The sequence below is a fragment of the Nostoc sp. UHCC 0870 genome, assembly GCF_022063185.1.
Lineage (GTDB): Bacteria > Cyanobacteriota > Cyanobacteriia > Cyanobacteriales > Nostocaceae > Trichormus.
Map to the genome: position 1 here is coordinate 2,580,341 of NZ_CP091913.1, position 11,620 is coordinate 2,591,960.

An 11,620-nucleotide genomic window follows, 5' to 3' on the forward strand; every position below is an offset into this window, starting at 1 on the left:
CCCAAGCCGGGAGACTCGTCCAAGGCGGTGGCTTCCCAACCTAGAAGTTTTTTGCATCACTCAAGGTAAGTAAAAACACCACCTCTTGTGGGTGGCTGAAGTTTAATTGCGTAAAGCCTGCGGCATAGCTTCTCCTGTCGGAGAGGCTGCGCCAACGCTTAGAGCGGAACGGGGCGGGAGCATCATTGCGTTAGCGGAGCGGGACATTAGTCCATTGCGAATTGCGTTAGCGAAGCGGGACGTTAGTCCATTGCGAATTGGATTTATACCATTTGCCAAGATCAGCGCATAGGATAGATGTCACAAGCGATATCAAGAATATGTGAGCATATGGGAGAAAAATTTATTGCGGCTGTATTTGATGGTAAAGGATTTTATCCTCAAGATGCGATCGCCTTACCAGTTAATACTCGTGTACGCTTAAGCATAGAGATATTACCATCTAATGCCCAAGAAACCGTGTCTTTTTTAGCGACGGCGCGATCGCTGCAACTCCATAGTCCACCAGATTTGTCTGCTAACATTGACAAGTATTTGTACGGTCAGGAACTTCTGCATGAAATCTGAAGTGTTTCTTGATACATCATTTGCCATTGCCTTAGCCGCACCTCAGGATTATTTACATCAGCGAGCTGTAAACTTAGCTAAATTGTTAGATGAGGCAGGTACACACCTGATTACAACACAAACAGTCATGCTAGAAATTGGCAATGTCTTATGCCAACAAACCCATCGCCATCAGGCGATCGTGCTGTTAAATTCTCTAATATCTGACCCCAAAGTAGAAATTGTCCCTTTATCTCAGGAATTATACGAAAGAGCTTTCCAGCTATATTGTGAAAGCCCTGATAAAGACTGGGGATTTATTGATTGTGTATCTTTTATTGTTATGCAATCCTGTGGCATTACTGAAGCTTTGACTGCCAACGAGCATTTTCAACAGGTAGGATTCCGCGTCTTGCTGCGTGAAAGTCTCCCTTAAAAATCCAAAATCTAAAATTGGCAGGGTCAATACGGTTTAATTAGGGCTATTTTGCGATTTATAACCCCGTTTTCTTTAAGAAAGCGGGGTTATCCTAACTTGTATTAAACTAGAAATATATTTAACACCTACACTTTGGTTAAGAGAAGGTTATCAAAAGTAGTAGTTTTGTTTAAGATAAGTCCACTGTTGCAGATTCACAATTTGTAGGAGTAGTGTTGCAAATTCCCAAAAGTATTCAAGTAGGAAACAAAGTTTTGATTCTACGCCCAGCCTACGTAGCCGGCAAAGTTGGGGTAGTTTGTAGTCGGGAGTCACTCTTAGAGGGTAAAGCTAGCAACCGTTGGCTCATCCAAGTAGATAGTGACAATATGTTGGTGTCACTAACTCCCCAAGAGTTTCAAGTCATCAGCCCATAGTCAAAGTAATTTAAGGCGAAGTTGGTGGTTCTTGATCAATCCCTAGTTCTTTTTTACTATGCTTCAACTGTTTCCAAAGTGCTTTAATCTGCTGATAAGCCTCTTGGGGGGAAAGCTTACCAGATGTTTCTAAACTGGTAATGTAGCCAACTTTTTGAGTAAATTCTTGTAGATTGGCATTAAATACTAGGTTTTCTGGCTTCACCTGACCGTAGTAGCGCGTATGAGGGTGAAGAAATCTGTTTTTGTCTGACTGATTGGAATCTGCCATTACTTCATCCCATCTAGATAACTATTGAATAAATGATAGTCAACTAATGAGATAATTGGGGAAAATTCTCTGGAGAGTCAACAATAGGGTGTCGGTTGTTCGATGCTCTCTCTTCCCCCCACACCCCACACCCCGCCCCAACGGGGCTTGATCAACCCTTTTGTTACATAACTAGATATGATTGCCACTGAGTATGAGAGCGACTTCCTTAGCAAAGTAGGTCAAAATCAAGTCAGCACCGGCTCGTTTCATACTCGTTAAGCTTTCTAAAATAATCTTTTTCTCATCTATCCAACCCATCTGTGCAGCAGCTTTAATCATGGCATATTCCCCACTGACGTTATAGGCAGCAATCGGTAATTGTGTGGTGTTGCGGATTTGATGAATAATATCCAGATAAGCTAGGGCAGGTTTTACCATGACAATATCTGCTCCTTCAGCAATATCTAAACTAACTTCTTTTAAAGCTTCTCTGGCGTTAGCTGCATCCATTTGATAGGTCTTTTTATCCCCAAACTTCGGGGCTGAATCTAAAGCATCTCGGAAAGGCCCATAATAGGCAGAGGCGTACTTTGCAGAATAAGCCAGAATCCCTACATTAATATAACCAGCTGCATCTAACCCTCGACGAATAGCCCCGACTCTACCATCCATCATGTCAGAAGGTGCAACAAAATCAGCCCCAGCCTCAGCTTGTGTCAATGCCATTTTGACTAATATTTCGACGGTGGGGTCATTCAGAATAGTCCCCTGGTCATCAACTAAACCATCATGACCATGAGTAGTAAAAGGATCAAGGGCAATATCTGTAATTACTACAATATCTGGAACTGCTTGTTTAATTGCTTTGACAGTACGCTGTACCAAGCCCTCTGGGTTATAGCTTTCTGTTCCAGTTTCGTCTTTGAGTGATTCTGATATTACCGGAAAAAGTGCGATCGCATTAATTCCTAAATCAAACGCCTGCTGTATTTCTTGCAGTAATAAATCTAAGGTATAACGGTAACACCCTGGCATTGAGGAAATCTCGACTTTTTGCCCTTCCCCCTCCATGACGAACAATGGATAAATCAAGTCGTTAACACTCAGTGTTGTCTCTTGCACCATACGCCGTAAAGCAGCTGTGCGCCGCAGACGACGAGGACGATGCACTAGGATGTCTGTTTTCAGGAGGGAATCTTGCACTGTCATAATGAAAACTCTTATGATATTGATAACGATTATCATCTCATAAAAATAAGTTCACTAAGCACAGGCAATTTGCTGTCTAGGCATCACCTGTAACAGTAACAATCAGAAAATCAAGCTCTAAAATCGGAAACCCACACCACCTTGAACAGAGACAGCTGCACCACCGCCATTACGGTAGGCATCAAAAGCGATAATGGCGTTACCAAAAAGTACAGTATTACTGTTAGGAACAACGTAATCAACACCTGGTTGTAAGGCAAAACTAATTTTGTCACCCACAGGAGAAGCACTATCACCACCAGTTAACACCAAGCCAGCACCTAAATAAGCATCCGTTTGCCAATTCAGAGGCACATCATAAGAAACTGTAGGTACAACTGCCGTATTCTGACCGACTAAAGCTTGAGCGCGAAAAGAAATTGGTGCTTCTAAAAGCTTATAGCGAAAAGCCAACACCCCGCCAACTTGTATACTATCGGTTATTCCCACAGTAGGCCCTATACCCACATAGCTACCATATGCCACTTGAGCCTGTGCTGGCTGAGTGTTCATAGCCAAACTCAATATTGAACTTGTCCCCAAAACTGCCACTAAATGAGGTATATATTTCATCACCCAACTCCTCACACCGTCTTAGATTTACTAAGTTTAATTTAATACCTATGCTAATAGCAAAAATGATTTTTTAGTGGGGACAACTAAATTCAAAATTCAAAATTATACTCCTCCAAAGAAGCAAGCTACGCGTTAGAGTCACGCAGTGAAGAACTCCTGGGAATTGAGAATCATCAGTTATCAGTCACTTGATAACTGATAACTGTTCACTGATAACTGATTTAACTCCCTTGTCTCCTCTACACCCCTAACTTACGGACAACGGGGGTGAAGACCGCCTTGAGTACAAATGTACGCCAGTTGCCTACCATCTAAGTTTTTAGCTTGAGAAAAGTCTACGCCTTTAACTACCGCAGATACTGAGCCGAGGTCTGGGGTTTGTACAAATTGATCTGCTGGGTCTTGTCTATTGGGGGTGAGAATTGTCCCTTTGAAATCAGCCCCGGTGACATTTGCTCCTCGTAAATCAACCAGACTCAAGTCGGCATTTTGCAAGTTAGCATTTTCTAACTGGGCAGATCGTAAAATTGCCCCCGTCATCCGAGTCGCACTTAGGTTAGCATTGCTGAGATTAGCCCGTTCCAAATCTGCGCCGGATAGGTCTGACGCTTGCCAATCAGTTTTACTTAAGTTAGCAAATGATAGTTGAGTCCCAATCGCAATCACGCGACCGAGACGCGCACCATACAAGTTGGCATCTTTAAATTTAGCATCTCCTAGGTCTGCACCAGTCAGGCTAGCATTTTCTAGAACTGCACCGCGTAAATCAGCCCCGACTAACTGCCCACTGCTGAGGTTAGCACCAACTAGACGTGCGTTAGCTAAATTAGCCCGGTTGAGGGTCGCACGGCTTAAATCGCTACCAGTCATGATGACACGGCTGAGGTTAGCATCAGTGAAATTGGCTTGTTTCATCTGAGCTTGGGTTAAATCAGACACTATATCGTCATAAGTGTCAAAGCGTCCATCTTCACCGGGACTGCGGAAACGGCTACCTTTAAAGCTAGCTTGGTTGAGATTTGCCGATTTCAACTTAATTCCTGATAAATCGGTGTTTTCGAGAACCAAGTTAAAAAAGGAACTACCAGGAGTGCCGCTTTGACCTAGTTGGACGCGGCTGAGATCAAGACCTTGAGTTTGACCGCTATAAACACTGAGAATTTTGTTGACGGTTTGCTGGTTAACTTGTAACCGCTTTTGTCTTACTTCCCGTTCTGGGGATGTACTGCTGATAGCCTGTAATTCGCCAGCTAAAAACTGATTTTTGTTATGTAATTCGGCGATCGCAGGAATACCCACACTAATGAGTGCTTGCTGGATGGTATCTATTAGTATGGGGTTGGTTTCATTCACCATCATATCCGCCAAAAACTGGATAGACTGCTGATCATTGAGACTACCCATAGCGAGGATTAAGCTTTGGCGTTCTTGCAGGCTAGCCGTAGAGTCAGGACTCAATTGTTTAACGAGTGCCAAAAACTGCTGACTATTGATTTTTTGAGATTCCTGATTGCTTTGCTGAGTCTGGAGATAAACCTGTGTACCAATTAAAGTAGCCAACACCGCCGTCATACTTGTGAGTGCTACCCCAAACAAAGTGAGGCTGGGATTTTGCTGCATCCGCCGCCACAATGATATTAAATTACTGTTGTCTGGAGTAATGGCCATTGCGGCTGTTGCTAAAGCCTCATTTCCCTCTGGTGCAGCAGTCTGACTACTGGTAGCAGGTAAATTCCGTCCATTATTGGCTACATCTACTGAGGGTACAGAACGATGGGCATCAACGACATAAGTACCAGCTAGCCAATCGTGTAATGCTTTGCGTCCCCGGCGTGCTGGTAGGGCTAAACCTTCACCTAGTACCATCAATACTGCTAAGGAAGTGAATAATCCTAAATTGGGGAAGGCGAAACTATAACGCCAGAGAATGTAGGCGATAGACATAGGCACAGTTAAACGGCCAATACCTTCACGCACAAACACAGCTGCTAAACCTGGCGGTGTCCCTTCTTCATTGACAACCCGCACACCAAACCAACGCTTAGGTAGGGTACTGCCGGTTTTTGCCAGTAAATATAATTGCCACCAAGATAGGACTGTAGGCGCGAATAAAGCTACTGTCCATAAAAAATTAGTCGGCCAAGCCACATTGCGAATGCCATAGCTTGCAGGTAATGCCAAAGGACGTGCGATCGCTCTTTCTGTTACTACTATTACAGGGTTAAGTGGGACTCGATTGATATCGCTGCGAGAATTGGCATACACGCCCAAGCCGAAGGGAACTAACCCACTGGCAAGTAAAAGTGCAATTTCTGCCGTCCAAGCCGCAAACCGCCTTGTGACTAGCGAATTAGTTTTTTCTGTATTTTTTGTGCGGTTAGATTGATTAGTATGATTTTTTTTAACAATTGGGGTTGCCATTAGATAATTCCCTTTAATTTAAGTGCTGAGTTTTGAGTGCTGAGTAGGGAGTGCTGTTAGCGGAGCGCGTTTTGTTAGCGGTAGCGCGGTGTTTAGCCTGTGCTGAGTCGGGAGTCAGGAGTAGAGACAGAGAAAAACTTCTACATTCCAGTCCCCAGTCCCCAATCCCCAATCCCACATAACGGCTATTTATTTTGCGCGTTACTAGATACAAAAAATTTGTATCCAACATACACTAAGCCGGCTAACAATGCCAGACTTAGGGCAGATACGACAAGTTTCAGCACCATTTGCACAATTGACAAGCCTAATAAGGCTGCAACGCCTACAAATACCAGTTTGCTTGTCCCTGATAAGCCTTGAAACCAGATTTTCCCTCTTTCTAACTGCTGTTTCCAATTTAGCCAACTAAACGGAGAAGTCTGTTGTGGTGCTGACTTTGGAGATGCAGAATTAAGGTCAGCCTCTAACTGTTGGAGGCGACGTTGTAAGTCTTCTTCTGATTGAGGATTCATGATTTTTTTACCTCAGCTAAGACACTTTATGGAACAATAAACCCACCAAATTATACTCATGAGAATTCACGCAAGTAAAATTCAAAATTAGGTTAAATTTACTACTTTGCATTGCGAGTTGCAGCGTAGAGTTGGCGTACCCGCCTCGCCCTTTTCCCAAATTTGTGATTTTTCGTCCTTGCATCAGTCCCCATCATTAGTTAGTGGTTTTGTTTGTGATTTTAGCTAATGTCTTGGTGTCAAGTACCTTTTTCTGTCGGTAAAATTAACTATTTGCTCTTCTTGTTGGGTTTGGCTTTCACCATTCCTAACTCAAGTTCCATAAATTAAGAATTTTATTAATTCTGTAGATATATACTTAAATTATTCTCGGTTTCCTAATAATTTATTCACTTCATCTGATTTTCATACTTTAGTTATATGTTTAATTAAATAAATATATAAACTTTTATACATAACAACTCAGGAACAACGCTTATTAATAAGCGTCTCTGAAATTAGAAGGTTTATAACAAAAATTATGTTGAGATACTGATATATATGAATACTTTTAATGTATTGAAAGTTATTGCTACTACACTGATAACAAGTGTCATGTTTACGCAATCGATTACGGCACAAACACCCATGATCCAAGTAAGCCGTAACTTAAGTTCATATCCACTAGTTATCAATGGTACATCTGACAAAACTGTTCCTAGCAACTGTGGCAATATCACTGCTACACCCAATCAAGTCATCAGAGTGACAGAGGCTTTACCCTATCTGCGAGTTACAGCTAAAAGCCTAGGAAACACCACGTTGTTGATTAATGGGCCTGGAGGGCGTTTTTGCATCATGGCAGATAGTTCTCCTGATAGCTACCCTGAATTATCCGGTTATTGGATACCAGGCGATTACTCAGTCAATGTAGGTAATTTATCTCACAAGGAGTATAGCTACACCCTTGAGATTTCCCAACAAAAGAAACCAACAAAGTAGGGATTGGGGATTGGGGACTGGGGACTGGGGACTGGGGACTGGAAGGTAGAAGTTTTTCTCTGTTTCTACTCCTGACTCCCGACTCAGCACCGGTTAAACGCCGCGCTACCACTAACAAAACGCTGCTCACGCCCCGCTCCGCTAACAGCACTCAGCACTGAAGACTCATGCTAACCTTTCAGGAACTCGATGATGATCTCTCAGTGGTGCTTTCATCCATTGGAAGGCTACAAGATTTAATAACAAACCAATCAAAAACAATAGCACCATTAATGTGATTTGATACCAGATAACTTGGGGCAAAAGTAAATCAAGTACCAAATGAATTAAATTGAGGATGCTGTAGAATACAGTCAAGCCAAAGTGAATTACTCGATAGCGTCTACTATCTGTAAAAACAGTAGCAATTATTGCCAACATTGGTAGGGCGAAAAAGCCAAACATCAACCACATAATTCCTGATATTTGATTGATTGATGTCGCTCTTTGAGATTCAATTATATTCAATCCGTGGAAAAGTGGCATTAAAGCCAATTGGGTATGAAACAATATTCCTAGTAGAAATACTATCCACAGGGCAATGATTTTTTCCTGATAATTATTGGACATATGCTTGCCATTTTTTATAACTTATAACCAATGCGACGGAGTAAGTTATGCCGGGAGTTCACATCCTCAGTTGTCTCTATGCCTTTGGGTGAAAAACCATCAATCACCCCAAGAATACCTCTGCCTTGCTCGGTTTCAGCTACGATTACCTGCACGGGATTTGCTGTGGCACAGTAAATTGTACAGACTTCTGGACATTGCTTAATAGCATTGAGGAAATTAATAGGATAGGCTTGTTTGAGTAAAATAATAAAGCTGTGACCTGCACCTACAGCTTGAGCATTTTTTGTAGCTATTTCTTCTAAGGATAGATCATTACCAGCAATTCTAATCAAGCAATCTCCTGATGCTTCACAAAAAGCAAGACCAAATTTAACTTGAGAGGATATCCCCACCATAATTTCATATAAGTCTTCTACGGTTTTGATAAAGTGGGTTTGCCCTAAGATGAGGTTACAATCTTCAGGAATTTCCAGGTTAACTGATTTAAGTTCCATGTTGCTTTGAATTGGGTGGTGTAGTATTTCACTTAATATCAAATATCAATTTTGTTGGTGTTGTTAAATAAAATTAGGAAAAGTTCACGCAGAGGCGCGGAGGTAGGGAGGTACAGAGGCTATCATAAAACAAATTCTCTGCGTGCCTTTGCGTTTACCTCCGCGCTACTCTGCGTTTAAATTTTCTTACTTAGTTGAGACTGCAAATCTTTCCAGGTGACACCTGCTAGGTTAGGGATAACTATATGGGCTGTTCCTACTCGTTCTGGGGGGCCGATACCTATAGCCCACATACCACCGGCTAAGGCGGCTTCAACACCTGCGGCTGCATCTTCTACGACTACACATTGCTGTGGGTTTAAGCCTAACTGATGGGCGGCGTAGAGGAATAAATCGGGGGCGGGTTTGGGTTGTTGGACGCTGTAACCGTCAGCGATCGCATCTACTTTATCAGCAATACCCAATTTCTCAATTACAGTGTGGGCATTTTTACTAGCTGAACCGATCGCAATTTTCATCCCAGCTTGTCGCAGTTCATCCAAAAGAGCGATCGCACCTGGTAATAAATTCTTGGGTGTAATATTTTTGATCAGTTCCACATAGTAGCGGTTTTTCCGTGCCATCATCTCTTGAATTTGGTCTTCTGAATAAGTCCTATCACCAATAATCAGCATCAGGGAAGCGAGGCGAGATATACCCCGTAAAGCTTCATTAGCCTCCCTATTAAAGGGAATACCTTCTTCATCTGCCAGTTTTTGCCACGCCAAGTAATGATATTCAGCTGTATCTGTCAGTACCCCATCTAGGTCAAAGATAAATCCGCGAATATCGGGGGATTGTTTGTCTCCTCTAGTCCCCTCCTTTTCCCCAGTCAAATCAAACTTATACCACTCACCGCGCCAGTGTAGCTGAAACTTTAAGCGTGACCAACCAGGGGGTAGGTGAGGGTTAGATACAGGGCCATGTTCTGTAAATTGAATACCTCCAAAGCCAAAAACTACCGCTTGCCAAACACCCCCTGCACTAGCACCGTGAATTCCATCTTTGGTGTTACCGCGACTATCTTCTAAGTCCACCATCGCCGCTTGCATAAATCGTTTGTAAGCTATGGTTGATTTGCCTAAGTCTGAGGCTAAAATGCCATGAATGGCGGGGGCTAAGGATGAACCATAGGTAATGTCAGTGCGGGGTGCGTAATAATCCCAATTTGTTGCTAATACTTTTTTGTCGTAAGGAAACTCTGCCGATGTCCGCATTAAGTACAACAGCATTAAGACATCTGGTTGTTTGAGAACTTGGGTGTGGTTAGTTCCTTCCATGCCCAAAATAGCTTGTATTGATTGGTGGCGTGGTTCGTAGTCGGTTAAATTAATATCTTTTAATTGGAAAAATCCCTCAAATTGTTCAATGAGTCCGGTTGAGGGGTCGTAAAGAATCCAGATTTTATTGATGATATCTTGCCAGTAGGTTTGAATTTCTGGGGTAAGTTGCAAGTTTTGGGTTAGTTCGGCGGCGCGTTCGGGGAAATTTTGTTGCAACCATGCACAAACTTTCAAGGCTTGTTCTAAATGCCATTGCACCATCCGGTTAGTAAAGGTGTTGTTGTGGACAAATTCGTGATACTCATCTGCACCAATCACGTCTCGAATTTCATATCTGTCATGCTGGGGGTTAAATTCAACTCGACTACCCCAAAAGATGGCTGTATCGAGGATCATCTCTGCGCCATAATCGCGCATCCACTCATCATCGCCAGTGGCTTGCCAGTAGTGACAGACGGCGTAGGCGATATCTGCGCTATTATGAATTTCGCGATCGCGGCACCAAATTCGCACGTCTTCACCATAATAATCGTTTGGTAGTGACCAACGGGGGGTAACTTCATCGCCTGTATCAGCACTTTCCCAGGGGTACATTGCACCTTTGAAGCCGTAATGAGCCGCTTTACGCCTTGCCCCTGCTATGGTGTGATAGCGGTAACTGAGCAAGTTTCGGGCAACATCTGGCTGGTTATAAGTGAAAAAGGGCAGAATAAAAATTTCTGTATCCCAAAAGATATGACCGCGATAACCAAACCCTGACAAGGTTTTGGCAGCAATACTGACTTGTTCATCATGGCGGGGGGCGGCAATTAATAGCTGAAAAAGATTGTAGCGTACAGCAAAAGCTGCTGTAGCATCACCTTCTATTACTATGTCGCTGGTTTGCCACACTTGATCCCAAGCTTTTTGATTGTCTGTAAATAACGTTGTGTAATCAGCTATGTCTACCAGTTTTTCGTGGGCGGCGATCACTGGTGTTTTAGTCTCCCGTGAGGTAAAAACTGTAACTATATTTTCTACTGTCACGGTTTGTTGGGATGTTACTAAAAAGGTGGTGCTGATGCTGGGATAACCAGGTACAGTGTTGATTTGTACAGAAGCTTCTGTCCCTGAGATGGTCATTTTTGCCGCCATACCAATTTCAATGCGGGTGCTGCGGGTGCGACTTTGTAACCAAATACCCTGATCGGTTTTACCTTGGTCTATTCTTTCCCAGTGATTGAAACCTTGGTTTTCTGCATAGCCGTTGATGCTAGCCTGAAATTCGATTAAGGCATCGCCATCATAGGATGTTAAGTGGCAGCGTTGCCCTAAAATATGTTCATCCGCAAGAGAGGTGAAGCGTTCAAAATGGATATCAATAATCTTATTTTTCGGACTGCGCCAACGCACCCAACGACTCAGCAGACCATGACGCAAATCTAGTTGTCGTTTGTATTGTAATACTTCCCCTTGATCGAGACGGAAGCGATCGCCATTAATCGTTACTACCAAGGGTAGCCAATCAGGACAGTTAGCCAATTCTGTATAAACAACCGGCACATCATCATAAACACCATGAATAAATGTTGCTGGCAATCCACGAGTATAGCCTTCTTCAAAACAACCCCTTGTGCCTAAATATCCATTACCAATGGTAAAGATAGTTTCCCTGACATTTATTTGCTCAGGGTTAAACTGGGTTTCAATTAATCTCCACTCTTCATAGATAAAATCACCAATGGTAGATTGTTTATTCATAGCCCATATTCTGCAAATAGTAGGAGTTAGGATGTAAGCTAGTTTTGGCTTAATTTA

At 42.8% G+C, this 11,620-nt stretch carries 12 protein-coding genes; 4 read left to right on the forward strand and 8 right to left on the reverse strand.

The features are described from left to right. The first annotated feature begins 330 nt into the window (after nucleotides 1–330). The 3 genes from L6494_RS11240 (at nucleotide 331) to L6494_RS11250 (ending at nucleotide 1,401) form a co-directional block, all read left to right on the forward strand. Entirely contained in the window at nucleotides 331–567 is a 237-nt protein-coding gene (locus L6494_RS11240; protein WP_237994811.1) for a hypothetical protein, read from the forward strand. Beyond that, nucleotides 557–982, forward strand: coding sequence for a type II toxin-antitoxin system VapC family toxin (locus L6494_RS11245; protein ID WP_237994813.1), 426 nt, complete (start codon nucleotides 557–559; stop codon nucleotides 980–982). Before L6494_RS11240 ends, L6494_RS11245 begins: the two co-directional genes overlap by 11 nt. Nucleotides 983–1,197: 215 nt before the next feature. Next, nucleotides 1,198–1,401: a hypothetical protein gene (locus L6494_RS11250; protein ID WP_330911076.1), complete on the forward strand. Its 204-nt coding sequence runs from the start codon at nucleotides 1,198–1,200 to the stop codon at nucleotides 1,399–1,401. Nucleotides 1,402–1,411: 10 nt separating this feature from the next. Here the strand turns inward: L6494_RS11250 and L6494_RS11255 are convergent, their stop codons facing one another. The 5 genes from L6494_RS11255 to L6494_RS11275 form a co-directional block, all read right to left on the reverse strand. Further along, a complete protein-coding gene (locus tag L6494_RS11255; RefSeq protein ID WP_237994817.1) occupies nucleotides 1,412–1,672 on the reverse strand; it encodes a DUF7219 family protein in 261 nt (86 codons plus the stop codon). Between the two features lie 171 nt (nucleotides 1,673–1,843). Next, nucleotides 1,844–2,863, reverse strand: a complete 1,020-nt coding sequence (gene hemB, locus L6494_RS11260; protein WP_237994819.1) for a porphobilinogen synthase — start codon at nucleotides 2,861–2,863, stop codon at nucleotides 1,844–1,846. A gap of 117 nt (nucleotides 2,864–2,980) precedes the next feature. Beyond that, on the reverse strand, nucleotides 2,981–3,475 hold the full coding sequence (locus tag L6494_RS11265; protein ID WP_237994821.1) for a hypothetical protein: 495 nt from the start codon (nucleotides 3,473–3,475) through the stop codon (nucleotides 2,981–2,983). Nucleotides 3,476–3,730: 255 nt separating this feature from the next. After that, nucleotides 3,731–5,899, reverse strand: a complete 2,169-nt coding sequence (locus L6494_RS11270) for a pentapeptide repeat-containing protein (protein ID WP_237994823.1) — start codon at nucleotides 5,897–5,899, stop codon at nucleotides 3,731–3,733. A gap of 185 nt (nucleotides 5,900–6,084) precedes the next feature. Then, on the reverse strand, nucleotides 6,085–6,414 hold the full coding sequence (locus L6494_RS11275; protein WP_237994826.1) for a hypothetical protein: 330 nt from the start codon (nucleotides 6,412–6,414) through the stop codon (nucleotides 6,085–6,087). Between the two features lie 594 nt (nucleotides 6,415–7,008). On the opposite strand from L6494_RS11275, the gene L6494_RS11280 reads away from it, so the two are divergent. Continuing rightward, the gene (locus L6494_RS11280; protein ID WP_330911077.1) at nucleotides 7,009–7,395 is read left to right on the forward strand and encodes a hypothetical protein; all 387 of its coding nucleotides are present in this window, start codon (nucleotides 7,009–7,011) and stop codon (nucleotides 7,393–7,395) included. A 165-nt stretch (nucleotides 7,396–7,560) separates the two neighbouring features. Here the strand turns inward: L6494_RS11280 and L6494_RS11285 are convergent, their stop codons facing one another. The 3 genes from L6494_RS11285 to pgmB all read right to left on the reverse strand — a co-directional run bounded on the left by L6494_RS11285 (nucleotide 7,561) and on the right by pgmB (nucleotide 11,563). Beyond that, nucleotides 7,561–8,004, reverse strand: a complete 444-nt coding sequence (locus L6494_RS11285; protein WP_237994830.1) for a hypothetical protein — start codon at nucleotides 8,002–8,004, stop codon at nucleotides 7,561–7,563. A 14-nt stretch (nucleotides 8,005–8,018) separates the two neighbouring features. Beyond that, nucleotides 8,019–8,501 carry an adenosine-specific kinase gene (locus tag L6494_RS11290; protein WP_237994832.1) on the reverse strand — a complete coding sequence of 161 codons (483 nt, stop codon included), beginning with the start codon at nucleotides 8,499–8,501 and terminating at the stop codon, nucleotides 8,019–8,021. A gap of 176 nt (nucleotides 8,502–8,677) precedes the next feature. Continuing rightward, on the reverse strand, nucleotides 8,678–11,563 hold the full coding sequence (gene pgmB, locus L6494_RS11295) for a beta-phosphoglucomutase (protein ID WP_237994834.1): 2,886 nt from the start codon (nucleotides 11,561–11,563) through the stop codon (nucleotides 8,678–8,680). Nucleotides 11,564–11,620 lie beyond the last annotated feature (57 nt).

Bases quoted from the DNA above. Each gene is read 5' to 3' on its own strand.
- L6494_RS11240 (WP_237994811.1), top strand. From the start codon at position 331: ATGGGAGAAAAATTTATTGCGGCTGTATTTGATGGTAAAGGATTTTAT.
- L6494_RS11245 (WP_237994813.1), top strand. From the start codon at position 557: ATGAAATCTGAAGTGTTTCTTGATACATCATTTGCCATTGCCTTAGCC.
- L6494_RS11255 (WP_237994817.1), bottom strand. From the start codon at position 1,672: ATGGCAGATTCCAATCAGTCAGACAAAAACAGATTTCTTCACCCTCAT.
- hemB (WP_237994819.1), bottom strand. From the start codon at position 2,863: ATGACAGTGCAAGATTCCCTCCTGAAAACAGACATCCTAGTGCATCGT.
- L6494_RS11265 (WP_237994821.1), bottom strand. From the start codon at position 3,475: ATGAAATATATACCTCATTTAGTGGCAGTTTTGGGGACAAGTTCAATA.
- L6494_RS11270 (WP_237994823.1), bottom strand. From the start codon at position 5,899: ATGGCAACCCCAATTGTTAAAAAAAATCATACTAATCAATCTAACCGC.
- L6494_RS11275 (WP_237994826.1), bottom strand. From the start codon at position 6,414: ATGAATCCTCAATCAGAAGAAGACTTACAACGTCGCCTCCAACAGTTA.
- L6494_RS11280 (WP_330911077.1), top strand. From the start codon at position 7,009: ATGTTTACGCAATCGATTACGGCACAAACACCCATGATCCAAGTAAGC.
- L6494_RS11285 (WP_237994830.1), bottom strand. From the start codon at position 8,004: ATGTCCAATAATTATCAGGAAAAAATCATTGCCCTGTGGATAGTATTT.
- L6494_RS11290 (WP_237994832.1), bottom strand. From the start codon at position 8,501: ATGGAACTTAAATCAGTTAACCTGGAAATTCCTGAAGATTGTAACCTC.
- pgmB (WP_237994834.1), bottom strand. From the start codon at position 11,563: ATGAATAAACAATCTACCATTGGTGATTTTATCTATGAAGAGTGGAGA.